The sequence below is a fragment of the Streptomyces sp. NEAU-sy36 genome (genome assembly GCF_013423905.1).
GTDB lineage: Bacteria > Actinomycetota > Actinomycetes > Streptomycetales > Streptomycetaceae > Streptomyces > Streptomyces misionensis.
In genome coordinates this window covers 127,447-151,352 of the sequence record NZ_CP058977.1, presented here as the reverse complement: position 1 = coordinate 151,352, position 23,906 = coordinate 127,447, and the positions used below count along the sequence as shown (strand labels likewise).

The following is a 23,906-nucleotide window of genomic DNA, read 5'->3' as shown; positions in this document are numbered from 1 at the left end:
GGGCGTCGGTGTCGGTCGTCCGTACACGTTCCGTGCGGGTGAGGCCGGTTCGGCCGACCGTGTCAAGGGCGCGCGTCCGCGCCGTGCGCACGGTCCGCGGCGCGCATGCCCCGCAGCGGGGACAGCGCCGCGGGCAGGAAGCTCAGGGTCATACCGGCCGCGGCGAGCCACAGGGTGGCCCGGTCGCCGAACACCGTGCCCGAGGCGCCGCCGAGCAGTCCGCCGAGCGGGAGTCCGCCCCAGGAGACGAACCGGGCGGTCGCGTTCATCCGGCCGAGCAGCCCGTCCGGGGTGAGCGCCTGCTGGAGGCTGGACTGGGCGACGACGCGCACGACCCCGCCGAAGGACAGCGCCGCCAGTCCGGCCGCCGCCGCGTACACGCCGGCGCCGCCCGGGTGCGCCAGGGGCGTCAGCACGGTGAGGGGGCAGGTCAGCAGGGGCGCCAGCCAGATGACCGGACCCTGCCCGAGCCGGCGCGCGAGCCGGGTGGCCGTCAGCGCGCCCAGCAGGGCGCCGCAGCCCATGCCGGACAGGACCAGTCCGACACCGCTCGCGTCGAGTCCCAGCCGCCGCTCCAGGAAGTCCAGCAGCATGGTCTGGTACATGGCCAGGAAGAGGTTGAAGAGGGCGTCGCCGAGGACGGTCGCGCGCAGGGCCGGACGGGCGAGCACGAAGCGCAGGCCCACAAGGACGTCCCGGCGCAGACGCGGGCGTTCGGCCGGCCTCGGCTTGTCCTCGCGGCCCCGGATGGCGAGCGCCAGCAGGGCCGACGCGGTCATCCCGGCGCTGCTCGCCACCAGGGTCGGGGCCGCTCCGAGGCCGCCGACCAGCGGGCCCGCCAGCGCCGGCCCGCTGATGCTGGTCACCGAACGGACCGCGGACAGCGTGGAGTTGCCCTCCAGCAGCCGGTCGCGGCCGACCAGACGGGGCAGGAAGCTGGCGTAGGAGACGTCGAAGAAGACACCGAGCAGACCGTGCGCCAGGGCGACCGCGCAGAGGAAGGGCACGGTCAGCGCTCCGGCCCACCAGGCCGCGGGGACCGACAGGAGGACCAGGGCCCGTGCGAGGTCGGTGCCGATCAGCACCGGGCGTTTGCGCACCCGGTCCACCCAGGCGCCGGCCGGCAGTCCGACGAGGAGGGAGCCGGCGGTGGTCGTCGCGGTCAGCAGACCGATCTGGAACTCGTCGGCGCCCAGGGCCGTGATGGCGACCAGCGGCAGGGCCAGGAAGACGACGCGGTCGCCGAGCTGGCCGAGGGCGGTGGCGGCGAACAGGAGGCGGAAGTCCCGGTCGCGCAGCAGGCTGCGGGGAGGGGTCATGAGGACGGCTGCCGCCTTTGGTCGACGGCGAACTCGTAGAGCACTTCCCGGCGCGCGTCCGGGATGACGATGTCGGCGGTCTCCACCGGGCGGCCCCCGGCGTCGTAGAGGGTCCGCTCGATGCGGAGCACCAGGTCGCCGACGGCGATGCCGAGCAGATGGGACTGCTCCCGGGTGGCGCGGGCCGGGCGGGGCAGTTCGGCCACGGTCTCGACGCTCACCCCGATGGCGCGCATCCGCTCGACCACCCCCTTGCCGGCCAGCGGCCCCCGCTCCGGCAGCACCACCGGGGTGCCGCCGGTCAGCGCCAACGGCTCCCAGGAATGGGAGAGTTGGACGGGGACGCCGTCGGCGAGGAACTCGTAGTGGGTGCTGACGCAGAGGTCGCCGGGCGCGATGGCGAGCCGCGCGGCGATCGCCTCGGGGGCCGGGACGCGCACCAGGGTGCGGAAGTCCCAGGCGCCCGCGCGGCCCCGCTCCGTCAGCGCGGTGGCCGGATGTCCGCCCCGGCCGTGGCGGCGGGCACGGATCATCGGCAGCCGCTCGCGGGGCGTGCGGACGTACGTCCCCGAACCCGCGCGCCCTTCGAGCAGCCCCTCGGCGATCAGCCGGTCCACGGCCCGCTGGACGACGTTGCGCCCGACGCCGTACGCCACCGCGAGCCGTGCCCGGGACGGCAGCCGCCCGCCGACCGCCCACTCCCCCGCGACGATCCGCGCGCGCAGCGCGTCGGCCACGGCGAGGTAGGGCGCCTGTCGGGGCATGGCGGGTCTCCGGTGCGGTCGGGGAGTCCAAGGGCTCCGGAAAGCTACTGCACCGGGGAGAAGCTGCTGGATCAGCAATGCGCTCCGTGGCACTCCTGTGCGGCGCCCGCGGCCAGGAACTCGACCACCGCCAGCACGAACAGCAGGCACAGGGCGATGCCGAGCACCACCCACCCCGTGGGGCGGGGCCACAGCACGCAGGCCGCCACGGCGGCGGCCACCGGCGGCCAGGTGAACCAGGCGCGATGGCGGCGCACGAACGGTCCGGCCGGGCCGGTGCGCAGACCCGCGCGGCCGGCGGTGGACCGGGCCGCGCCGATGCCGGAGGTCCACAGGCCCCGGACGAGCCCGGCCCGCCGTCCGGTGCCGGTGAGCCAGGCGCCCAGGGCGATCACCACGGCGAGCACGATCACCGTGCGCACGGCGGTCGCCAGGAACCGGGTCAGGGTGTCGTAGACCGCGCCGGCCGCTGCCGGGGAGACGTCGGCGGGCAGCCGGTCGAGGTAGAACCCGCGGAAGACCCGCAGCCCGATGCCGAGCAGGGCGGTGGCGACGGCCGCGCCGAGACAGCCCGCGGCCAGGGCCCGGCGCCGCCGCCGGGACAGCAGCACCCCGGCGGCGATGAGCACGACGGCGAGCAAGGGCAGCCAGTTCCCGGCGCTGCGCAGCAGCCGGACGTACGTGCGCGCCGTGCCGACCTGGTGGGACTGGAGCAGGGTGAACTCGGCGTGCGGGGTGGGCAGATGGGCGGCGAAGGCCATGCCGTCACCGACCAGGCGCCGTTTCACGTCGTCCACCAGGGGCGCGAGGTCGAGGGTCACGGTGTCGTCGGTCAGCCGGACCGCGCCGGTGCCGGTGAGGGTCTTGTCCAGGACGCCGTGCACCTCGCGGTTGGCGTCGGTCCAGATGGTGGCGAAGGCGGGGGACGCGGCGGCCTTGCGGGCCCGGTCGTGCACGAAGTCCCGCACGGCGCCCTGCAGCGCGCCGCCGAGCCCGGTGCCCAGCGCCTTCTCCAGGGCGGGCCGGTCCTTCGGTGCCACGCCGGCCAGCAGGTCGGGCAGGTGGATGTGGGCCATGAGCGCGTCGGTGGCCCGGTCGGCCGCGGCCTCCTGCACGGCGGGGTCGGAGGCGAGCGGGGCGACGGTGGCGACGTAGCGGTCGGTGTCGCCCACCAGGTCGGCGGCCCAGGTGGCGACGACGGCGAGCGGGACGAGGAGACAGCCGAGGACGAGGAGCGGGCCGGCGAGGGCGGAGGCGAGGCGGCGGACCCCGCGCCCCGGCCGCGGGGTGGCGGAGGCGGGCCGGGCCGGCTCCTGGCGGCCGGGACCGCCGGGGGTCGCGTCGTTCGTCACCGCGCACCTCCGCACCGTACGGATCGTTCCGGGCCGCCGCCGAAGGCCGCTCCGGTTGCCAGCGCAACGCCGTCCGGGCGCGGGCGCGAGCAGGGCGGGGCCGTTCGGGTCAGGGGGAGGCACGCCGGGATGCGGGGACCTGGTATCGTCTACATACTTGTAGACGTTTACCTTGGAGACGTCCGAGCTTCATCCGTACGTCCGATCTGTGTCCGCTCCCGTTCTCGCGGAGCGCCCGGCACATGCTGCACGGCCCGGAGACCCATTTGATGACGACCTCTTCCCCAACCGCCCTGGCGCTCGACGGCGCGGCGATAGACGGCGGCCTCTACACCGACGTCACCGACTTCGCCCGGCACACGCACTGGCTGAACGAGCCGGCGACGGTGTTCAGCTCCATCGGCATCGGCCTGTTCGTGGTGTACCTGCTGGTGGCCTGGTGGCGGGCCCGGGGGCAGGGCAGCACCGCGATGGCCGCCGTGCTGGCGACGCCGATCGCGGTCGTCCTCGCCTACGTGGTCAACAGCGGGATCAAGGACGTCTTCGACGAACCCCGGCCGTGCCGGGCGCTCCCGCACGACTTCCTCCTGGAGGCGTGCCCGGCGCCCGACGACTACGCCTTCCCCAGCAACCACACCACCGTCGCCTTCGCCTTCGCGGTGGCGCTGCTGCTGATCGCCCGCGGGCTCGGCTCCCTCGCCCTGATCACCGCGATCGCGATGGGCGCCTCCCGGGTGTACGTCGGCGCGCACTACCCGCACGACGTGGCCGTGGGCGCGCTGGTCGGCAGCGTGGTCTCCCTGATCACCGTCCTGGTGCTGCGCCGTCTCGCGCCGCCACTGGTCGACCGGCTGCGCGCCGGCGCGCTGCGCCCGCTGCTGTCGTCACAGGCGTCCTGACGCCCGACCGGGCCGTGCGCGCCGTACGCACGGCCCGTGCCGTGCCGGACCACTACCGTTGTCCGGCATGGCCCACTCCGGCACCGAGATCACCGCGGACCTGATCCGCGACCTCCTCCGCGCCCGCCACCCGGACCTGGCCCAGCGGCCCCTGCGACTGGGCGCGCGCGGCTGGGACAACCAGCTGTGGCGGCTCGGCGACGACCTCGCGGTCCGGCTCCCGTGGGCCACCGCCGACGCGGACACGCTGCTGCGCAAGGAGCACGCCTGGCTGCCCCTCCTCGCCCCGCGCCTCCCCCTGCCGGTGCCCGTCCCCCGGCACCTGGGCGAGCCCTCCGACCGGTTCCCGCGCCCCTGGCTCCTCACCACCTGGCTGCCGGGCACCCCCGCCGACCTGGCCCCCGCGACCCGCGCCCAGCAGGCCGCCGACGCCCTGGCCGCCTTCCTGACCGCGCTGCACGAACCCGCCCCCGCCGACGCGCCCGCCGGCCGCGACCGGGGCGGCAGCCTGGCCGACCACGACGCGCGGGTCCGTGGCGGCCTCGCCCACGCCGCCGAGCTGGGCCTGCTGCCGGACGGGACGGCGCGCGCGGCCCGCGCGCTCTGGGCGGACGCCGTCGCCGCGCCCGCGTGGCCGGGACCGGCGGTCTGGCTCCACGGCGATCTGCACGCGGCCAACGTGCTCACGGCGGACGGCACCTTCTGCGGGGTGATCGACTTCGGGGACCTGTGCGCGGGCGACCCGGCCTGCGACCTGGCCGCCGCCTGGACCCTCCTGCCGGACGGCGCCGCCGACCGCTGCCTCGCCGCGTACCGCCCGGCCCCCGACCCCGCGACCGTGCGCCGGGCGCGCGGCTGGGCCCTGGCACGCGCCCTCGGCTGCCTCCTGATCTCCGCGGCCGACCACCGCGGACGCAAACCGGCCTGGGGCCCGCCGGCCCGTGCCGCCCTGCGCCGCCTGACCGCCACCCGCTGAGCCGAGTGCCGCCGGGCGGTGTCACTCCGCCAGGCGGTAGACCGTGGACTCGCGGGGGCGGAAGCCGATGCGGTCGTAGAGGCGGTTCGCGGCGGTGCGGTCGGGGCGGGAGGTGAGGTCGACTGTGCGCGCCCCCGCCTTCCGGGCGAGCCGCACGGCCTCTTCGAGCAGCAGCCCCGCGACGCCCCGGCCGCGCGCCGCGCCGTCGACCACCACGTCCTCCACCCGGGCCCGCAGCCCGGACGGCAGCGGCAGCAGCACCAGGACCAGGGCGCCCACGATCGCGTCGGGCGTCCGGGCGACCAGCACCGTGTTGGCGTCGCAGGCCACCATCCGGTCGAGCGCGGCGCGGTCCAGGGGTTCGGCGGTCCGGGACAGCTGCGGAAGCAGCCTGCCGAAGGCGTCGACGAGTTCCTGGCCGGCCTCCCGGACGACCTCTACACGGATATCCATGGCGGGAGGATACCGATCACCGGACTGGGGCCTTCCCGGCGTTTTCGAATACCCCGAGGGGGTACTCTCCGCCGAGTGGCGGAACCGCACCACCGTGAAGGGAGCGCGCCGCATGCACGCGATCGGGCACGCGTTGTCCATCACCGGTTCGATGACCTGGGAGATCACCTGGGCGCTGATCCTCGGCTTCACCCTCTCCGCCGTCGTCCAGGCGGTGGTGCGCCGCTCGACGGTCGTACGGCTGCTCGGCGACGACCGGCCGCGCACCCTCGCCCTGTCCGCGGGGCTCGGCGCGGCCTCGTCCTCCTGCTCCTACGCCGCCGTCGCCCTCGCCCGCTCCCTGTTCCGCAAGGGCGCCGACTTCACCGCGGCGATGGCCTTCGAGATCGCCTCCACCAACCTGGTCATCGAACTCGGCGTGATCCTCGCCCTGTTGATGGGCTGGCAGTTCACCGCCGCCGAGTTCGTCGGCGGCCCGGTCATGATCGTCGTACTCGCGGTGCTGTTCCGCGTGTTCCTGCGGGAGCGGCTGCTGCGCGAGGCGCGCCGGCAGGCCGAGCGCGGGCTCGCCGGGTCGATGGAGGGGCACGCGGCGATGGACATGTCCGTCGGGGGCGAGGGCGGTTTCCTGCGCCGGCTGCTGTCCCGGGACGGGCTCACCTCCGTGTCGCACATCTTCGTCATGGAGTGGGCCGCGATCCTGCGCGACCTGGTCGTGGGCCTGCTGATCGCCGGGGCCATCGCCGCCTGGGTGCCGGGCGACTTCTGGCACACCTTCTTCCTGGCCGGCCACCCCCTCGCCGCCAAGCTGGTCGGACCGCTGATCGGTCCGGTCGTCGCCATCGCCACGTTCGTCTGCTCCATCGGCAACGTGCCGCTCGCGGTGGTGCTCTGGAAGGGAGGCATCAGCTTCGGCGGCGTCATCGCCTTCATCTACGCCGACCTGCTGATCCTGCCGATCCTCAACATCTACCGGAAGTACTACGGCGCCCGCATGGCCGGCTTCCTGCTCGCCGCCTTCTTCGCCGCCATAGCGGTGGCCGGCTACGTCGTGGAGTTCGTCTTCGGCGGCCTCGGCCTCGTCCCCGACCAGGCCGTGGCCCGGCTCCCCGAGGAGGGCATCGGCTGGAACTACACGACCTGGCTCAACATCGCCTTCCTCCTGCTCGCCGCCTGCCTCGTCGTCCGCTTCCTGCGCACCGGCGGCCCGGCGATGCTGCGCATGATGGGCGGCTCCCCGCAGGAGACCGAGGAGCACGAGCACGAGCACGAGCAGCACGGCCATCACCACCCCTGAACCAGGCGCCCCGAACCAGGCGCCCCGAACCAGGCGCCCTGGGGCTAGGGTGTGCCCCCGTGACCACCGAGCTGGCCCTGCTGTCCCGCGTCGCCTACCGCGGGCGTGAGATCACCGCGCCCCGGCTGCGCGGGCTACTGGCGTTGCTGGCCGAGGAGTTGCGCGCCGGGTGCGGCACCGGCCGGCTGGTGGCGGGACTGTGGCCGGACGAGCAGCCGGAGCGGCCGGGCAAGGCGGTGCAGGTGCTGGTGTCCCGGCTGCGCACCCAGCTCGGCGCCGACGTGGTGGTGAGCACGCCGACCGGCTACCGGCTGGCGCTGGACGAGACCCAGGTGGACAGCTCCGCGCTGCTCGCGCACGAGGCGGCGAGCGCCGCGTGCGCCCGGGCCGGGGACCACGCGGGCGCCCTGGCGCGCAGCGAGGCCGGTCTCGCGCTGTGGGACGGGAGCGTGGGCGACGACGACGCGGACGATCCGGTGACGGCGCTGCGGGCTGCCCGCGTGCGGCCGTACCGGGCGCTGATACGGCACCGGGCGCTCGCCCTCGCCCGCCTCGGCCGCCCGGCCGAGGCCCTTCCGCTCCTCACCGAACTGCACCGCGAACACCCGCGCGACGAAGAGTTGTTGGCGCAGCTGCTGCGCTGCGAGGCCGCCACGGCGGGACGACCCGCCGCGCTGCTGCGGTACGAGGAGTACCGGCGCGGGCTGCGCGAGGAACTGGGCGCCGACCCGGGCGCCGAACTGCGCGCCCTGCACACCGAGTTGCTGCGCCCCGACACCGCCCCCACCCGGCACGGCGTGCCGCACGAGCCCAACCCGCTGCTGGGCCGGGAGGCCGACGTCACCGCCGTCACCGCCCTGTTGCGGGAGGCCCGGGTGGTCACCCTGCTCGGCCCCGGCGGGCTCGGCAAGACCCGCCTGTCGCACGCGGTGAGCCGGGCCGTCGACCATCCGGTGGTGCACTTCGTGCCGCTGGCCGGTGTCATCGCCGACGAGGACGTGGCCGCGGAGGTGGCCTCGGCCGTGGGTGCCGGCGAGGCGCGCCAGCCCCCCGGCCCGGGCGACGGCGACGTCGTGCGCGCCGTCGCCGCCGCGCTCGGCCCCGGCCCCGCCCTGCTGGTGCTGGACAACTGCGAGCACGTGCTCGCCGGGGCGGCCGCGCTCGCCCAGGCACTGGTCTCGCGCTCCCGGGAACTGCGGGTGCTGGCCACCAGCCGGGCCCCGCTCGGGCTCACCTCGGAGGCCGTCTACGCGGTGCCCGAACTCTCCCTGGCCACCTCCATCGAGCTGTTCGAGCAGCGGGCGCGGGCCGCCCGGCCCGGTGTGGAGCTGCCCGCCGACCGCGTGGCCGAGATCTGCCGGCACCTGGACGGGCTGCCGCTCGCCGTGGAACTCGCCGCGGCCCGGGTGCGGGTGCTGTCCGTCGCCGACATCTCGCACCGGCTGCGGGACCGCTTCGCGCTGCTGCGCGGCGGCGCCCGGGACGTCCCCGAGCGGCACCGCACGCTGCGCGCCGTGGTCGAGTGGAGCTGGAACCTGCTGGAGCCGGACGGCCGGGCGGCGCTGCGCGCGCTGTCGGTGTTCCCGGGCGGCTTCACCGAGGAGTCCGCCCAGTACGTGCTCGGCGAGGACGGCGACGCGCTCGGCCTGCTGGAGCAGCTCGCCGCCCAGTCCCTGATCAAGGTGGGCGAGGGCCCCTTCGGGGTGCGCTTCCACATGCTGGAGACACTGCGCGAGTTCAGCGCGGCCCGGCGGGCGGAGGCGGGCGAGGAGGAGGCGGTGACCGACCGGTTCCTCGCCTGGGCACGGGACTTCGGCCGGGCCCACCACGACGTGCTGTTCGGCGGGGACGCGCCGTCCTCCTTCCACCTCGCCCGCGCCGAACAGGACAACCTCGTCCTGGCGCTGCGACACGCCCTGGCCCGCGCCGACGGCCCGGCCACCGCCGCCCTCACCGCCGTACTGGCCGCCCTGTGGTCCGCCGGCAACAGCTACACCCGGCTCACCGCCCTCGTCGCCGAGACCGCCGGCCCGCTGTCCCACTTCCGGCCGGAGCACCCGGAGGACGTGGAGACGGCCCGGAGCGCGGCGGTGGTCTGCACGACCTGCCTGTTCATGGGCTACGGACCGCGCGCCGGACGCCATCTGGTCACCCTGCGCCGGCTGCCGCCCGCCCCGCCGGACACCGCGCTGCGGGCCCTCGCGGTCGTCCTGGCCGCCGTCCCGGAGACGCGCCCGCCCGGGTACGAGCGGCTGGAGCGGCTGTGCGAGGCCCCCGAGCCCATGCTGGCGGGCATCGCCTCGGGTGTGGCCAGCTATGTGTGGGAGGCCGAGCAGCAGACGGAGCGCGCCCTGGACTGCGCCCGCCGGATGCTGGCCGCGCTGGGCCCCCGCGCCAACCCGTCCACGCTGCTGCTCGGTCACGGCCGGATCAGCGAGCTGTGCCTGAAGCTGGAGCGCGGCGCGGAGGCGTACGACCATCTGCGGGCCGCGGAGGCGCTCGGCGAGTACGGCGACTGGACGGACCTGATCGGCGTCCGCTACGGGCTGGTCTCCGCCTGCCTCCAGCGCGGGGAGATCGAGGAGGCGGAGTACTGGCTGGGCCTCGCGGCCGGGGACCAGCAGCCGGGGACCGCGTCCCCGGAACTGCTGTCGGCGCGGGCGGAGGTGGCACTGGCCCGGGGGCTGAGCGAGGTCGGGCTCGGCCTGTGGCGCCAGGCGACGGCACGGATGCGGGAGGGGGCCCTGGAGGCCGGCGATCCCTTCGCGGACTCCTGGTCGCTCCAGATGCAGGCGGCCGCGCTCGCGGCGCACGCGCAGCACGGCCGGCTGGAGCCGGTGGCCGGGCTGGCCGAGCGGCTGCGCGAGAAGCTGCTCGCCATGCTGTCCGGTTCGTCCGAAGCCGGTGAACTGGTGGAACTGCCGGTGTACGGCACGGTGTTGGTGGCGCTCGGCTTCGCCGGACTGGCCCGCGGCGAGACGGCGGCCGTGCGGCTGATGGCGCTCGCGGAGCGGATGCCGGTACTGCGGGACTACCCCACGCTGTCCTCGGCGCGCTGCCGGCAGGCGGCCGAGAACGCCGCCGGGGCGGCGTACGCCGAGACGAGATCGGCGTACGCCGCCCTGGGGCCGGAGGAGTTGCGGGCCGAGGCCCTGCGCGAGCTCACCGCCGCGGCTCGCGGTTGAAGCGCGCCCTGCACCACACGTAGCCGAGCACGGTCAGCGCCAGGCACCAGCCCACCGCCAGGACCGCGTTCTCGGTGCCGATCCCGCTGCCGAGCAGCAGCCCGCGCAGGGTCTCGATGGCGGGCGAGAAGGGCTGGTACTCGGCGAACCAGCGGAACCCGGTGGGCATGGCGTCGACCGGCACGAAGGCGCTGGACAGCAGCGGCAGCATGGTCAGCGGCATGCCGAGGTTGCTGGCGCCCTCGGGGTTCGGGCTCACCAGGCCGATACCGACCGCGATCCACGTCAGCGCGAGGCTGACCAGGGCCATCAGCCCGGCCGCCGCCAGCCACTCGACCGGCGTGGCGTTCGGACGGAAGCCGATGGCGAGCCCGATGGCGAGGATCAGCACCAGGGCCAGCATCGTCTGGATCACGCTGCCGATGACGTGGCCGACCAGCACGGAGGCGCGGGAGATCGCCATGGTGCGGAACCGGGCCATGATGCCCTCGGTCATGTCGGTGGCCACGGACACCGCGGTGCCGAGGGAGATCATGCCGACGGTCATCAGCAGGATGCCGGGCACGATGTAGGCGACGTACTGGGAGCGGTCCGCGTGGCCGCCGCCCATGCCGGCGCTCATCACGTTGCCGAAGACGTAGACGAACAGCAGCAGGAGCATCACCGGGGTGAGCAGCACGTTCAGGGTCAACGAGGGGTAGCGGCGGGCGTGCAGGAGGCTGCGCCGCAGCATGGTGAGGTTGTCGCGCAGGGCGTGGGCCCGGGGGGACGGTGCTGCGGCGCTCATCGGGCGGTCTCCTTCTCGGTGGCTTCGGTGGAACCGTTGGTCTGGGCGGGGACGTCGGCGGAGCCGGTGAGCGCGAAGAACACGTCGTCCAGGTCCGGGGTGTGCACGGAGAGTTCGTCGGCCTCGATGCCGGCGGTGTCGAGCCAGTCGAGGATGGCGCGCAGCTCGCGCTGGGTGCCGTCGCTGGGGATCTGGAGGGTGAGCGCGCTGTCGTCGCGGGTGGCCTCGCGCAGCGCGCCCGCCGCCTGCTCGTAGCCGGCCGGGTCGGCGAACCGCAGCCGCACGTGTCCGCCGGGCACCAGCCGCTTCAGTTCCTCGGCGCTGCCCTCGGCGACGATCCGGCCGCCGTTGAGCACCGCGATCCGGTCGGCGAGCTGGTCGGCCTCGTCGAGGTACTGGGTGGTGAGGAAGACGGTCGTGCCGCCCGCGACCAGCTCGCGGATGATCCCCCACATGGTGTGCCGGGACCGGGGGTCGAGACCGGTCGTGGGCTCGTCCAGGAAGATGATCCGCGGCTCCCCGACGAGGGTCATCGCGATGTCGAGCCGCCGCTTCATCCCGCCCGAGTAGGTGGAGGCGGGCTTCTTCGCGGCCTCCAGCAGGTCGAACCGCTCCAGCAGTGCCGCGGTGACCCGCCGGCCCTCCGTCTTGGACAGGTGGTGCAGGTCGGCCATGAGGAGCATGTTCTCCTCGCCGGTGATCAGCCCGTCCACGGCGGAGAACTGCCCGGTGACCCCGATGGCCCCCCGCACCTTCTGCGCCTCGGCGGCCAGGTCGAACCCGCCGACCCGGGCCCGCCCGGCATCGGCCGAGATGAGCGTGGTCAGGATGTTGACCACCGTGGTCTTCCCCGCCCCGTTGGGCCCGAGCAGCGAGAAGACCGACCCCGCCGGCACCTCGACGTCGATCCCGTCGAGCACCGTCTTGTCCCCGTACGCCTTCCGCAACCCGTGGGCCGCGATGGCGAGTTCCGCGTTCGTCATGTCCCAGAGCGTGCGCCCCGGGGGATTCAGCGCGGCTTCAGGCGGGTTTCAGCGCGGGGGGTGCCCTGAAACCGGGTGCGCCGTCGCTCTGTCAGGTGAATGTCCGCTTGTTCGCGCTTCGTCCGGGATGCCGCGGGAGAGCATCACGGCGTGGAGGTCCCACACGGACAAGTGGAGAACCCACGCCGACGAAAAGGGGGAACGGCATGGTGGACGGCAAGGGACGTGGCGGCAGGGGAGTACCGGGGAGGCTGGCCGTCGTGACCGCGGTCGCCGCCGTGATGCTGGCCGCTCCGGCGGCCCAGGCGGCCCCGGGGTCGCCCGGCGCCGGCGCCCGGGCGGGCACGGGGGCCGTCACCGCCTCCGCGGCGCAGACCTACGCGGCGACCACGACGACCGGGGGCGGGACCACGACGTTGCGCTTCGCCCTGGACGGCGGCGCGAAACTCTCCCGAGCGGACCTGGACCGCGTCGGCGCGCAACTCGGGCTCGGCAAGGGCGGCCTGCACGCGGTGACGGGAACGGTGGCGCAGCGCGCCGCCGCCGAACGCCGTTCCGCGGTGCTGCGCTGCGACAGGAACCCGAGCTGGAGCGACGCCAACGGCACCCTGGCGGCCCGGTTCAACTGCCCCTACTCGAACATCAACTGGGGCTTCAAGATCTCCGCCCGGGTGCAGTCCGTCATCACGAGCAACGTCAACGAGTCCGGTGTCTCGTGGTGGCGCAACGGCAAGCGGATGCCGAAGAACGCGGGCCATGTCGTCGGCAAGAGCTACCACTTCCACGGCACGCTGAAGCCGGTCAAGCACGGCGACCACGTCCAGTTCCAGGACTACATGACCTTCCGTGTCCGCATCGGCGGCCGGCCGGGCACCGGCTCCCTGGTTTGGGCGGCGGACGTGACGGCGAAGAAGTAGGAGCGGCGGACGGGGAGTGGCTCATGGCGCTCGACGTGGGGACGGTACGGAGCTGGGCGGAGTCCGTGCTGCGCGAACTGGGGGCGCCGGAAGGGGCCGAACTCCGGGTCGCGGAGGGCACGGCCCCCGGCACCGGCGGCGGGGTGCACGTCACCCTCGCCTACCCGGACGGCTCCTCCGTCACGGTGGACCTGGACGACGCCTTGCCTGACCGGCCGGCGCTGACCCTCCTGGCGGAACAGCTCCAGGACAGCGTCATCGAGTCCACCGGCGGGCGCCCCGTGCCCCCCTGCCCGGTGCCCGGCCACCCCCATCCGGCGGCCCCTCGTGCGGCGAACGGCGTCCTGTCCTGGCGCTGCCCGCTGGGCGACGACCCGAACGCCCGCCCCTGAACGGGGCCGCGCCGTGGAGGACGGCGCGGCCCGGCGTCACCTGGCCGGGCCCGTGCCGGGACGTTCGGCCACGGCCCGGTCGATGGCGGACTCCACGGCCGCCACCCGGTCCGCCAGCAGGGTGAGGGCGGCGACCGCGCGGGTCAGGGGGTCCTCCTCCGGGCCGCCGAGGGTGCGGGTGCGGACATGGGCGGCCTTGATCTCGGCCCAGCGGGCCGCCCGGCCCGCGTCCAGCGTGCCGCGCAGCTCGCCGAGCTTGAGGAGGTTGGCCTCGGCGCCCGTGGTGAGGGTCTGCGCCTCGGCGGTGTAGTGGTCCTGGACCACGGCCTCGCGTTCGGCGGCGTTCATGACCGGGCGCAGCCGCTGGGCGATCTTGTTCATGTCGCGGTAGGAGCCCTGGAGGCGGAACGGCGGCTCGGTGCGCGCGTCGGCGGACTGGGCGGCGGAGGCGATGTAGGCCGCGTTGACCGTGAGGACGGTGTCGCGCACCGCCAGCAGATGGGCCAGCACCGCGAGGACCCGGTCGAGTTCCGCCGGGGGCAGGGGCTGGGCGAGGCGGTCCGCGCGGGCCGTCGGGTCCCCCGCGGCCAGCCGGACCAGCAGGTCCAGGTCCGCCCGGTCGCGTCCGGCAAGCGGGGACAGCACCGGGTTGGCGGTGAGGGCGTTCTCCACGAAGCTCAGCGCGAATACGTCCTCCTTGCCGGTGAGGACGTCGCCGAGGTTCCACACGTCGGCCCGGTTGGCGAGCATGTCGGGAATGCGGAAGCGCTCGCCCGACTCGGTGTACGGGTTGCCCGCCATGCACACCGCGAACCGCTTGCCGCGCAGGTCGTAGGTGCGCGGCTCGCCGTCCCGGACGCCGTCCACGCGCCGGGTGGCGTCGCACAGCGGGATGAACTGCTGGAGGAGTTCGGGCGAGGTGTGCTGGATGTCGTCCAGGTAGAGCAGGGTGTTGTTGCCGGCCGCCAGCGCGAAGTTGATCTTCTCGATCTCGCGGCGGGCGGTGGCGTTCGGGGCGTCGGCCGGGTCCAGCGAGGTGACGGTGTGGCCGAGCGCCGGGCCGCTGATCTTGACCAGCATCAGCCCGAGCCGGTCGGCGACGTACTCCATGAGCGTCGTCTTGCCGTAGCCGGGCGGGGAGACCAGCAGGAGCAGTCCGCCGGTGTCGGTGCGCTTGCCGGCGCCCGTGGTGCCGAGCTGGCGGGCCAGGCTGTCGCCGATCAGCGGCAGGTACACCTCGTCCACGAGCCGGTTGCGCACGAACGCGGGGCTCACGCGGGGACGGTGGTCGGCCAGACGCAGCCGCTCGCGCTCGGCGGTCAGCAGGGCGGTGCGGCGGCGCTGGTAGGCGCGGAAGCCGGGCACGTCGTGCGCCAGGTGCCGGGCGGTGCGGGCGAGGAACTCGTCCAGCCGCAGCTCCATCCGTCCGCCGGCCACCCGGGGGTGGGCGCCGAGCAGGCCCTCGACGGTGGCGGTGAGCGGGGCGTCGCCGTCGTAGCGGGGCAGGTCGGGGCAGAGTTCGGCGGCGACGGCCTCGGCCAGCTCGCCGGGCCCGGCGTCGGCGCCGCTCGCGCCGGCGTACGCGGTGAGCCAGGCCTGCGCCACCTGCCGCCGGTCCCGCCATTCGGGCAGCCCCGCCAGGTCCCGGCCGTACTCCGAGCCGGCCGTCGCCTGCCGGAACTTCTCCAGGAGGGCGCGGGCGGCGGCGCCGAGCACGAAGCCCTCGGGGCCGCCGGTCAGCTCGTCGAAGAGGTACGCGGCGGCGGCGTGCGACCGGTCGGGGCCGGCGCCGTCCGTCTCCCGGTCCCACTCCCCGATGGCGGCGGCCAGCTCCGCCACCAGCTCGCCCGGTGCCGCCGACGGCCCGAAGGCGTCCCGGGCGCGGGCGAGGGACACGGCGCGGCGGGTCCAGGCGGTCCTGGCCTGCGCCGTCGTGCCGTGGGTCCAGAAGAGCTGCGCGGCGGCCCGGACGGCGGGCTCGTGGCGCAGGGTGCCGGCGGCGTCGTGGAGGGGCAGGAGCGCGGTCAGCACGGCCGTGGCGTCGTGGTCGTGGACGCCGCGCTCGTAGCCCTCGTCGTACGCCTCCTGCGCCGCCCGGCGGACCAGTCCGGGCAGGTCGTCGGTGGCGGCGAGGGCGGCCGCGCCGTGCTCGGCGAGCAGCCGGGCGGCCAGGTGCTCGGCGCGGTAGACCGCGGGGGACTCGGAGGGCAGGTGCCGGTCCCAGTGGGCGCGGGTCGCCGCGAAGTCGGGGTCGGTGACCGGGGCCCGGTAGTCGGTGCCGGTGACGGCGAGGGCCAGGCCGTCGCCGTGGGGGACGAGGGCGAGGTCCAGCGGCTGGGTGTTGACGGCGAAGCGGTGGCCGCCGAGCAGCAGGGTGCGGCCGTCGTCGGCGTACAGGTCGGTACGGTCCCGCAGGGCGCGCGCGGCCTCCTGGCGGGCGGCCTTGAGGCGGCCGTCGAGTTCCTCCGCGCGCACGCTGTCGCCGAGTTCGCGCAGTTCACCGGCGGTCCGGGCGACCTTGGCGACCAGCGGGTCGGAGGCGAAGTAGGCGGTGACCGCGTCGGCGTCGGCGAGGGTGGCCGCGCGCCGGGCCACCGTCTCCAGCATCCGCCCGGCCGACACGGCCAGTTGCTCGGCGCGGCGGGCACGGGCGTCGGCGAGGGACTGCTTGCGGGCGGCGAACGCCTCGTAGATCTCGGCGCGCTTGTCGGCGAGTTCGCCGAGGAAGTCGTCGAACTCGGCGAACCGGCCGTCCAGGTCCTCCAGCCGGGCGAGCACGGCGGCCAGTTGGTCGTCACAGGCCTCGGGGGTGCCGGAGGCGGCGAGCGCGGCGGTGACGGCCTGGGCGAGCAGCGCGGTCTCGGCGCCGAACTCGGCGCGGCCCTCCTGGTCCCGCAGGGACCGGCGGCGGGCGTCCAGCGTGGCGCGCGCCCGGTTGACGCCGCCGAGGACGTCGGCGATCCGTTCCAGTACGGCGGTGCGCACGGTGGCGTCGGCGATGTGGAGGCCGGTGACGACCTCGGTGACCGTGCGCAGCCCGTCGGCCAGTTCGTCCAGGCGGGCGGCGACCGGTTCGGCGCCGGCCACCGTCTCGATCGCTGCCGCCTGCGCCACCAGCCGCTCCACCTCGGCGCGCTGGCCGGTGAAGGCGTCCTCACGGGCCAGGAACGCCACCGCCCGCCTGCCGAAGGCGGCCAGGTCGTCCTCGGTCTCGGCGGCCAGCTCCGCCACCCGCTCGGCGTCCACGTGGCGCAGCTCGCGCAGGGTGAGCAGATGACCGTGGGCGTGCCGCAGTTCGGTCAGTCCGCGCACCCAGGCGGCGGCCTCGCGGGGTGCCTCGCCGCGCAGCCGGCGCACCACCGCCGCGATCCGTTCCGCGGCCTCCTCCAGCGCCTCGGCGGCCTGCCGGGTCAGCTCCCGTACGGTCTCGTACTCGGCCAGCACCTGCTCGGCGGTCTCCCGGACCGCCGTCAACGGCTCGCCGACGGAGCCGAGTTCGGGCTCGGCGAGCCAGTGGTGGGTGTCCGCCGCGCGGACACAGGCGGCGGTCAGCGCCCGGTAGCCCTCGCCGGTCGTGATGCCGTCGGCGACCAGCCGGGCCACCGAGAGACAGTCGGCCAGGCCGCGTACCAGGTCCGCGTTGCCGACCCGGGCGAGCGCGCCGGTGCCGGTGCGCAGGGCGGCGGCGTGCGTGTCGGAGACGTACGGGGAGGTCCACCACTGGAGGGGGTGGGTGTGCGCGGGCTCGCCGACCCCGGCGCGCAGCACGGCCAGCGCGCCGTCCTCGAACAGCGCCCAGCCCTGGCACGGCAGCGGGGTCGCCATCTCCTTGCGCAGGGTGTTGTACGACAGCAGCAGCGTGCCGCCCCCGGACCGGTCCCGGAAGGCGTACAGCACGTCCTCCCCGTTGGGTGCGCGCACCTCCTGCTCGAACTCCAGCCCGCGCACGTCGAGTTCGTACGTCTTGTGCCGGCCGCTCGCCAGGCAGTACCCGCCCGGGAAGACGACGCCCTGCTCCTCGGGCAGCAACCGGCAGGCCCGGCCGAGGCCGTCGAGGCGGACCACGGTCCGGGTCAGGGTGTTGAACACCAGGTAGCGGTCGGTGTCCTCCTTGTACGGCCGCACCCGCAGCAGCACCAGGGGACCGGTCGTCGCGTGCGCCACGGCGGCGTCGGCGAGGGACTGCAACGGCTCCGCCACCGGCTCGGCGTACAGCTCCTCGCCGTCCCGGGTGCGCACGGTGAGCGTGCCGCCGACGGCCGAGACGCCGAGCCCCCCGGGCACCGCCACATAGGGCTCGCGCCCCAGCACGTGGTCGGCGCGGCCGGTCCCGGTCCAGGTCACGTCCTGGGCGGGCGGCACGGCGTCGTCGCGGTCGCCGCGCGCGTCCAGGAACCGCGCGCGGCCGTCCTCGGTCAGCCGCCAGCGCAGGACGCGGACGTCCTCGGCCTTCTCGCCGGTGCGGAACACCGCGAGCAGGCGCGCGTCGGTGCGGCGCAGGCGGAGCAGCCGGGCGTCGCGGTAGTAGCGGTGCAGGGCGGTGAACTCCCGCACGAACGCGGGGTCGTCGAGGAGTCCGGGGACGGCGTCCTGCGCCAGCCGTCCGCCGTCGCGGTCGTACAGGGCGAGCACGTCGGCGACGGCCGCGTTCTCGCCGCCGCGGCCGGTGCTGCCGAACAGGAGCGCGTCGCCGACCGCCACGACGTCCTGCCGCACGCAGGCGTGCGGGGTGTTCAGGCGGGCGGTGGCGGCGAGCTCCAGCCGGGTCGAGCCGAACTCCTCGGCGCGACGGGCGTTCAGTGCCTCGGCCCGCCGCGCCAGCTCGGCCGCGTGCCCGGCCAGCCGGTCGCGCAGGACGTCGTAGGTGCCGGCGTCGACGGAGGCCTCCGGCTCGGGGGCGGTGGACATGGGGTTCCCTTTCGTGTGCGGGAAGGTGGGGCGCGCCGGGGGGCGCGGGCGCGCGGCCGGGCGCGTGGTGGCCGGACGCGCCCGCCGCGCCCGGCCCCGGTGCCGCCCGGCCTCAGTTCCGCCCGGCCCCGTTCAGCGAGGCGAGCGGCGTGTCCGCCAGGCCCAGCTCGCCCGCCTTCTCCAGCAGCTGACGGAACTGCGCGGCCTCCGCGCCGCCCCCGTTCATCAGCTTCATCAGCAGGGCCGACACCGTCAGGTTCTGCACGTCGGCCGTGCCCAGGGAGCCCAGCACCCGGCTCAGGTCCTCGGTGAAGCTCGCCGACCCGTCCAGCCACGGCTTCGCCAGCGTCTGCGCGGTACGGGAGTTGGCCACGAAGCCGTCGACGCCCTTGCCGAGCGAGACCGCCGAGACCAGCCGGTCGAAGAAGACGGACTCCCCGCCGACGATGTCGATGTCGGCGTTCTCCAGCCCGGTCGCGAGCACCGTCGCCTGTGCCTCGGCGACCTGGCGCTGCGTCTCCAGTCCGGCCAGCCGAATCTCCTTCTCGGCCTGGAGCCGCAGCCGGTACTCCTCGTGCCCGCGCGACGCCTCGTCCAGCGCGGCCATCGCGGCGGCCTTCTCGGTGAGCCCCGCCGCCTCGGCCTTCAGCTTCTCGCCGATGCCGGACGCCTCCGCGAGCGCCGCCGCCTTCGCGCCCTCCGCCTCGGCGAGCGCCTTGGCCCGCGCGCCCTCGGCCTCCGCCTTGAGCCGCGCCTCGGTCGCCGCGGCCGCCGCCTGCGCGCCCTCGGCCTCCGCGAGCCCCTTGGCCCGCGTCCCCTCGGCCTCCGCGAGGGCCTTCGCCTGGGCGCCCTCCGCCTCGGCGCGCAGCCGCGCCTGGGTGGCCTCCGCCTCCGCGCGGCCGGCCTTCACGGTGACCTCGGCCTCCTTGTCGCGCACCTGCACCGCGGCCAGTCCCTCGGCGGCGGACTCCGCCTGGATGCCCTCGGCGAGCCGCAGCTTGGCCCGCGCGTCGAGGTCAGCGGTCTTCAACCGGGCTTCGGCGAGGGTGAGTTCCTCGGCGGCGCGGTGCGTGGCGGCCTGCTCGGCGGCCTCCGCGGCCTTGATGTCCTTGACCAGCTTCTCCTGCGCCTCCGCCTCGGCGGCGATGACCAGGGCCTGCCGCTCGCGCTCGGCCTCCTCGACCACGCGCAGCTTCTTGATGGACTCCTCCTGCTCGGCGACCGTACGGTCCACCGCGACCCGCTCCCGGATGACCTCGGCGATGTCCCGCCGCTCCGCCTCGACCTCCTTCTCGGCGGAGATCCGGGTCAGCTGGGTCTCCCGCTCGCGGGCGATGACCTCCAGCAGGCGGTCCTTCTCGATGCGCTCGTTCTCCACGGCGATGACCCGCTCGCGGTTCTTCGCGGCGACCGCTATCTCCCGCGCCTGGTTCTCCCGCTGCACGCCGAGCTGCTCCTCGGTGCGCAGGAACGCGCCCTGCGCGCGCAGCCGCTCCTCCTCGACCACGCGGGCGGTCTCGGCCTCCTCGCGGGCCCGGGAGGTCTCGATCTCCCGCTTCTGCTTGATCTCGGCGTCCGCCTGCCGGCGCTCCAGCTCCAGGATGGCCTCGCGGGCGTCGACGTCCTGGCGGGTGATCTCCTTCTGCTCGGTGCGCTTGGCCTCGTTGGTGCGCACGTGCTCGACGGCCGTCAGCTCGGTGATCTTGCGGATGCCCTGGGCGTCGAGGACGTTGGCCGGGTCCAGCTGGCTCAGCGGCGTCTGCTCCAGGTAGTCGATCGCCGCGTCCTCCAGGTGGTACCCGTTGAGGTCGACACCGATCAACTCGATGATGTGGTACCGCAGTTCCTCGCGCTTGGTGTACAGGTCGGTGAAGTCCATCTGCTTGCCGACGGTCTTCAGCGCCTCGGAGAACTTGGCGTGGAACAGCTCCTGGAGCGTGTCCTGGTGGCTGGCGCGCTCGGTGCCCACGGACTGGGCGACCTTGATGACGTCCTGCACGGTCTTGTTGACCTTGACGAAGAACAGGATGCGGATGTCGGCGCGGATGTTGTCCCGGCAGATCAGCCCGTCCCGGCCGGCCCGGCTGATCTCGATGGTCTTCACCGAGATGTCCATGACCTCGGCCTTGTGCAGGATCGGCAGCACGACCTGGCCGGTGAAGGAGACGTCGACCCGCCGGGTCTTCGACACGATCAGGGCCTGGCTCTGGTCGACCTTGCGGTACAGCCGGGAGAACCCGAACAACAGGAGCAGGGCGACGATCACACAGGCGGCGACGAGCACACCGAGGGCTTCCATGGCATACGTCCTTGCGTCAGACGGTGGGTCGGAGCTCCCCCCGAGGCCCGGCCGCGGAGGCATGCGCCCATGCCCCCGCGGCGGAACCCTCCGTAGTGCTCCCCGCGCAGATGGTGCGCCGGGAACAGCCGTTCGCGCATTGCCGGTTTCCGGCAGTGTTCACTACTGTCTGCATGCCGGACATGCGCTAAGAAAGCGTCACCGGCGCGTCAAAATCACGGGGGGAACGGGGCAGGGTGGCCGAGCACGAGATACCGGGGCGCTATCTGGACGGTTTCGCCCCGATCCTGGCCGAGGTCGCGGCCACCGGCCGGCGGCTGACCCGGGAGGAGATCAAGGCCCGCCGCACCCTGGGCGAACAGGCCGCCGAGGCCGGGCTCGGGCTGCGCGCGCTGGTCGTCGCCCATCTGGCCGCGGCGCGCGGCGCCTGGCCCGTCGGCCCCGGCAGCGCGGAGAGCACGCTGGCCGCGCTGGCCGCCGTGGAACAGGCCGTCGACGCGTTCGCCGAGGGCTTCGAGCGCGCCCAGCGGCTCACGGTACGCCGGGAGGAGGCGGCCCGCCGGGAGTTCATCGACGATCTGCTCTACGGCCGCAGCGACCTGGGACGGCTGGCCGAGCGCGCCGAGCGGTTCGGGCTGCGCCTCTCGCGCGCGCACGCGGTCGCGGTCGCCGAGGGCGCGCAGCCGTACGTCGAGGGCGGCCCGGTGGCCCGGCGGGTGGAGGGCGAGGTGCTGGCCCGGTTCGACTCCCACAGCATCCTGCTCACCACCAAGAACGGCCGGCTGCTGTGCGTCGCCCCCGGCGACAACGGCGAGGTGCTCGACCACTTCGCCCGGCAGGCGTGCGCGGCCGCCGAGGGCGGCCGGGTGGCCATCGGACGCCCGCAGCCCGGCCCCGGCGGGGTCGTGCAGTCGTACGAGGAGGCCCTGGCCGCGCTGGACATGGCCGAGCGGCTGGGGCTGCCGGGGCCGGTGCTGCGCGCCGCCGACCTGCTGGTCTACCCGGTACTGGCCCGCGACCGGCAGGCCATGGCCGACCTGGTGCAGCACACGCTGGGCCCGCTGGCCGAGGCCCGGGGCGGCGCGGGCCCGCTGCTGGAGACCCTGGTCGCCTACTTCGACTCCGGCTGCGTGGCCGCCGAGGCGGCCCGCCGGCTCTCGCTCAGCGTGCGCGCGCTCACCTACCGCCTGGAGCGCATCCGCAAACTCACCTCCGCCGACCCCGCCGACCCCGCGCACCGGTACATGCTCCAGACGGCGGTGATCGGGGCCCGGCTCCTCGGCTGGCCCGGCCAGCCGCTGTGACCGGGAGGAAAGCCGTGAGCCGCGCCGCCGAGGAGACCAACCGCCGCATGCTGCGGGCGCGGGACGCGATGGACCGCGACTACGCGCGGGCGCTGGACGTTTCCGCCCTGGCCCGGATCGCGCAGGTGTCACCCGCGCGCTTCAGCCGCACCTTCCGGGCCACGTTCGGCGAGACACCCCACCGCCATCTGCAACGCCGCCGGGTGGAACGGGCGATGTACCCGCTGCGCGACCCCTTCGGCAACCGCATCCGCTTCACCCAGCCGCGTTCCTGAAACCGCCGCGCGCCGAACGTGCCGGAGGCTACTCGTCGACCGGCCGTTCCGGGCGGGCCCGGCCCGGTTCGGGGAGCTTGTCCTGCCGGGCGCGGGTGACCAGGACGTCCCCGATGAACAGGTCGTACACCAGGATTCCGATGACCCCGCCGATCAGCGGGCCCACGATGGGGATCCACCAGTAGTGGGCGAACACGCCGGACAGGCTGCCCGGGAAGGCCAGGCTCCCCCAGCCCTCCGCGTAGGTGAGCAGCCGGGGCCCGAAGTCGCGGGCCGGGTTGATGGCGTAGCCGGCGTTGGCGCCGAAGGACATGCCGATGGCGGCCACGACGAAGCCGATGATCAGGGGGGCCAGATTGGCCCGCACGGCCTGGTTGCGCAGGTCGAGGACGGCCACCACGAGCATCACCAGGAACGCCGTACCGACGATCTGGTCGATCAGCGGGCCCCAGAACCCGCCGTGGAAGTAGGCGGCGGGGAAGGTCGCGAAGATGGAGAACGTGGCGTTCGTGTGCCCGTTCACCTTGGGGCCGGGGGCGGCGGCGTCATAGGCGTGGATCGCCTGGTGGTAGACCAGGTAGACCAAGGCCGCCCCGGTGAAGGCGCCGACCACCTGGGCGCACCAGTAGGGCACCACCTTGACCCAGGGGAAGCCGCGGCGCACGGCCATCGCCAGGGTGATCGCGGGGTTGAGGTGGGCGCCGCTGACTCCGCCGGCCACGTAGACGCCGAAGACGACGGCCATCGCCCAGCCCCAGGTGATCAGCAGCCAGTCGCCGGCGGCGAGGAAGATGGTGGTGGGGGTGGCGGCACGGCCCGAGCCGGGCAGCGCGGCGACGGCCATCGCGACCGAACCGCAGCCGAAGCAGATGAGGACGAACGTCCCGAGGAACTCCGCCAGGCACTCGCCCAGCAGGCCGCCTCTGGCGCGCAGCTTGGAGGGTTTGATCAGCGACGGGATCTCGACAGCCATGAAGGGCCCCCTTGAGGAGGAGCAATACGGCCAACGTCACCATATTGCGGCAGAAATGCTCTTCACGCAGGGTGAGCCGGGGGACCTCACCCCTTCGTGGGTGCCCGCCCGTCAGCGGCTGTCGAGGTCGTCCGCGAAGTGCCGGAAGCCGTGCCGCTCCCGGTGCATGCCCCAGAGCATCTCGGCCAGCACGGCGGGGTCCTTGCGCGCGTGTCCGGGCGTGATGGCGCCCGGGATGACCAGTTGCGCGACGTGGACGCCCTCGGGGGCCAGCCGTTCGTGCAGCAGGTGCCCGTAGGCGCTCTCCGCGGCGAACGCGATGGACGTACCGGCCCGCCCGATGTGCGGCACGGCGGCGGTACCCCCGTTCACCAGCAGTATCGTGCCGCGCCCCAGCTCCCGCATCCCGGGCAGCACCTGCTGGACTGCGGCCACGGGCCCGTACACCGAGAACTCGACGGGGCCGACCAGCTGCCGGTACCCGGTCTCCAGCACCGGCCGCATGAAGTCCCGGTGCGGCAACGGGCTGTACTGGAGCACCTCCACGGTCCCCAGTTCCCGCCCGGCCTCCGCGAGCGCACCGGCCAGCCGTTCCGGCTCGCGCACATCGGCGGGGAAGCCGCGCGCGCGGACGCCGTCCGCGGCCAGTTCCCGGGCCAGCGCGTCGAGCCGGTCGCGGTCGCGGGCGACGAGGGCGACGTCGTACCCTTCCCGCCCGAACCGGCGGGCGGCGGCGGCGCCGAGCCCGAATCCCGCTCCCACGATGGCGATGGTGCTCACGCCCACCATCCGTACCCCACGGCGGCCCGCCCCGCACCCCGGC

At 74.8% G+C, this 23,906-nt stretch carries 17 protein-coding genes and 1 pseudogene; 8 read left to right on the top strand and 10 right to left on the bottom strand.

What is annotated here, in order from left to right; all coding sequences use genetic code 11:
- Positions 1-62: 62 nt before the first annotated feature.
- The 3 genes from HZZ00_RS00670 to HZZ00_RS00660 form a co-directional block, all read right to left on the bottom strand.
- Positions 63-1,319, bottom strand: a complete 1,257-nt coding sequence (locus tag HZZ00_RS00670) for an MFS transporter (protein ID WP_180330390.1) — start codon at positions 1,317-1,319, stop codon at positions 63-65.
- Complete coding sequence (locus tag HZZ00_RS00665) at positions 1,316-2,083, bottom strand: GntR family transcriptional regulator (protein ID WP_180330389.1); 768 nt, start codon at positions 2,081-2,083, stop codon at positions 1,316-1,318. Before HZZ00_RS00665 ends, HZZ00_RS00670 begins: the two co-directional genes overlap by 4 nt.
- A gap of 71 nt (positions 2,084-2,154) precedes the next feature.
- Positions 2,155-3,435: a hypothetical protein gene (locus HZZ00_RS00660; protein WP_180330388.1), complete on the bottom strand. Its 1,281-nt coding sequence runs from the start codon at positions 3,433-3,435 to the stop codon at positions 2,155-2,157.
- Between the two features lie 269 nt (positions 3,436-3,704).
- Between HZZ00_RS00660 and HZZ00_RS00655 the strand changes: the two genes are divergently transcribed.
- Both HZZ00_RS00655 and HZZ00_RS00650 read left to right on the top strand, forming a co-directional pair.
- Positions 3,705-4,334 carry a phosphatase PAP2 family protein gene (locus tag HZZ00_RS00655; RefSeq protein ID WP_180330387.1) on the top strand — a complete coding sequence of 210 codons (630 nt, stop codon included), beginning with the start codon at positions 3,705-3,707 and terminating at the stop codon, positions 4,332-4,334.
- Between the two features lie 67 nt (positions 4,335-4,401).
- A complete protein-coding gene (locus HZZ00_RS00650) occupies positions 4,402-5,310 on the top strand; it encodes a phosphotransferase (RefSeq protein WP_180330386.1) in 909 nt (302 codons plus the stop codon).
- A gap of 21 nt (positions 5,311-5,331) precedes the next feature.
- Here the strand turns inward: HZZ00_RS00650 and HZZ00_RS00645 are convergent, their stop codons facing one another.
- Positions 5,332-5,763: a GNAT family N-acetyltransferase gene (locus HZZ00_RS00645; RefSeq protein WP_070024296.1), complete on the bottom strand. Its 432-nt coding sequence runs from the start codon at positions 5,761-5,763 to the stop codon at positions 5,332-5,334.
- A 112-nt stretch (positions 5,764-5,875) separates the two neighbouring features.
- Between HZZ00_RS00645 and HZZ00_RS00640 the strand changes: the two genes are divergently transcribed.
- Positions 5,876-7,060, top strand: coding sequence for a permease (locus tag HZZ00_RS00640; RefSeq protein WP_180330385.1), 1,185 nt, complete (start codon positions 5,876-5,878; stop codon positions 7,058-7,060).
- A gap of 59 nt (positions 7,061-7,119) precedes the next feature.
- Complete coding sequence (locus HZZ00_RS00635) at positions 7,120-10,245, top strand: BTAD domain-containing putative transcriptional regulator (RefSeq protein ID WP_180330384.1); 3,126 nt, start codon at positions 7,120-7,122, stop codon at positions 10,243-10,245.
- Here the strand turns inward: HZZ00_RS00635 and HZZ00_RS00630 are convergent.
- Together HZZ00_RS00630 and HZZ00_RS00625 are read right to left on the bottom strand one after the other, a co-directional pair.
- Positions 10,223-11,032: an ABC transporter permease gene (locus tag HZZ00_RS00630; protein ID WP_180330383.1), complete on the bottom strand. Its 810-nt coding sequence runs from the start codon at positions 11,030-11,032 to the stop codon at positions 10,223-10,225. The genes HZZ00_RS00635 and HZZ00_RS00630 overlap by 23 nt on opposite strands.
- Positions 11,029-12,015 carry an ATP-binding cassette domain-containing protein gene (locus HZZ00_RS00625; RefSeq protein WP_180330382.1) on the bottom strand — a complete coding sequence of 329 codons (987 nt, stop codon included), beginning with the start codon at positions 12,013-12,015 and terminating at the stop codon, positions 11,029-11,031. Before HZZ00_RS00625 ends, HZZ00_RS00630 begins: the two co-directional genes overlap by 4 nt.
- Before the next feature lie 206 nt (positions 12,016-12,221).
- On the opposite strand from HZZ00_RS00625, the gene HZZ00_RS00620 reads away from it, so the two are divergent.
- Together HZZ00_RS00620 and HZZ00_RS00615 are read left to right on the top strand one after the other, a co-directional pair.
- Positions 12,222-12,932: a hypothetical protein gene (locus tag HZZ00_RS00620; protein ID WP_180330381.1), complete on the top strand. Its 711-nt coding sequence runs from the start codon at positions 12,222-12,224 to the stop codon at positions 12,930-12,932.
- 23 nt (positions 12,933-12,955) lie between these two features.
- Positions 12,956-13,324 carry a hypothetical protein gene (locus HZZ00_RS00615; RefSeq protein ID WP_180330380.1) on the top strand — a complete coding sequence of 123 codons (369 nt, stop codon included), beginning with the start codon at positions 12,956-12,958 and terminating at the stop codon, positions 13,322-13,324.
- Between the two features lie 36 nt (positions 13,325-13,360).
- Here the strand turns inward: HZZ00_RS00615 and HZZ00_RS00610 are convergent, their stop codons facing one another.
- Together HZZ00_RS00610 and HZZ00_RS00605 are read right to left on the bottom strand one after the other, a co-directional pair.
- Entirely contained in the window at positions 13,361-18,232 is a 4,872-nt protein-coding gene (locus tag HZZ00_RS00610) for a DNA repair ATPase (RefSeq protein ID WP_180330379.1), read from the bottom strand.
- A gap of 112 nt (positions 18,233-18,344) precedes the next feature.
- On the bottom strand, positions 18,345-20,531 hold the full coding sequence (locus HZZ00_RS00605) for a flotillin family protein (protein ID WP_180330378.1): 2,187 nt from the start codon (positions 20,529-20,531) through the stop codon (positions 18,345-18,347).
- Between the two features lie 236 nt (positions 20,532-20,767).
- On the opposite strand from HZZ00_RS00605, the gene HZZ00_RS00600 reads away from it, so the two are divergent.
- The gene (locus HZZ00_RS00600) at positions 20,768-21,835 is read left to right on the top strand and encodes a CdaR family transcriptional regulator (protein ID WP_180330377.1); all 1,068 of its coding nucleotides are present in this window, start codon (positions 20,768-20,770) and stop codon (positions 21,833-21,835) included.
- Between the two features lie 14 nt (positions 21,836-21,849).
- Positions 21,850-22,068 (top strand): annotated as a pseudogene (locus HZZ00_RS00595) (helix-turn-helix domain-containing protein); the annotation flags it as partial.
- Between the two features lie 70 nt (positions 22,069-22,138).
- On the opposite strand, the gene HZZ00_RS00590 reads toward HZZ00_RS00595, so the two are convergent.
- Both HZZ00_RS00590 and HZZ00_RS00585 read right to left on the bottom strand, forming a co-directional pair.
- Complete coding sequence (locus HZZ00_RS00590; protein ID WP_180330376.1) at positions 22,139-23,083, bottom strand: MIP/aquaporin family protein; 945 nt, start codon at positions 23,081-23,083, stop codon at positions 22,139-22,141.
- A 111-nt stretch (positions 23,084-23,194) separates the two neighbouring features.
- Positions 23,195-23,863, bottom strand: coding sequence for an SDR family oxidoreductase (locus HZZ00_RS00585; RefSeq protein WP_180330375.1), 669 nt, complete (start codon positions 23,861-23,863; stop codon positions 23,195-23,197).
- Positions 23,864-23,906: the final 43 nt, after the last annotated feature.

Excerpts from the sequence above, each read along its gene's own strand:
- HZZ00_RS00670 (WP_180330390.1), bottom strand. The coding sequence starts at position 1,319 with ATGACCCCTCCCCGCAGCCTGCTGCGCGACCGGGACTTCCGCCTCCTG.
- HZZ00_RS00665 (WP_180330389.1), bottom strand. The coding sequence starts at position 2,083 with ATGCCCCGACAGGCGCCCTACCTCGCCGTGGCCGACGCGCTGCGCGCG.
- HZZ00_RS00655 (WP_180330387.1), top strand. The coding sequence starts at position 3,705 with ATGACGACCTCTTCCCCAACCGCCCTGGCGCTCGACGGCGCGGCGATA.
- HZZ00_RS00650 (WP_180330386.1), top strand. The coding sequence starts at position 4,402 with ATGGCCCACTCCGGCACCGAGATCACCGCGGACCTGATCCGCGACCTC.
- HZZ00_RS00645 (WP_070024296.1), bottom strand. The coding sequence starts at position 5,763 with ATGGATATCCGTGTAGAGGTCGTCCGGGAGGCCGGCCAGGAACTCGTC.
- HZZ00_RS00640 (WP_180330385.1), top strand. The coding sequence starts at position 5,876 with ATGCACGCGATCGGGCACGCGTTGTCCATCACCGGTTCGATGACCTGG.
- HZZ00_RS00630 (WP_180330383.1), bottom strand. The coding sequence starts at position 11,032 with ATGAGCGCCGCAGCACCGTCCCCCCGGGCCCACGCCCTGCGCGACAAC.
- HZZ00_RS00625 (WP_180330382.1), bottom strand. The coding sequence starts at position 12,015 with ATGACGAACGCGGAACTCGCCATCGCGGCCCACGGGTTGCGGAAGGCG.
- HZZ00_RS00620 (WP_180330381.1), top strand. The coding sequence starts at position 12,222 with ATGGTGGACGGCAAGGGACGTGGCGGCAGGGGAGTACCGGGGAGGCTG.
- HZZ00_RS00615 (WP_180330380.1), top strand. The coding sequence starts at position 12,956 with ATGGCGCTCGACGTGGGGACGGTACGGAGCTGGGCGGAGTCCGTGCTG.
- HZZ00_RS00610 (WP_180330379.1), bottom strand. The coding sequence starts at position 18,232 with ATGTCCACCGCCCCCGAGCCGGAGGCCTCCGTCGACGCCGGCACCTAC.
- HZZ00_RS00605 (WP_180330378.1), bottom strand. The coding sequence starts at position 20,531 with ATGGAAGCCCTCGGTGTGCTCGTCGCCGCCTGTGTGATCGTCGCCCTG.
- HZZ00_RS00590 (WP_180330376.1), bottom strand. The coding sequence starts at position 23,083 with ATGGCTGTCGAGATCCCGTCGCTGATCAAACCCTCCAAGCTGCGCGCC.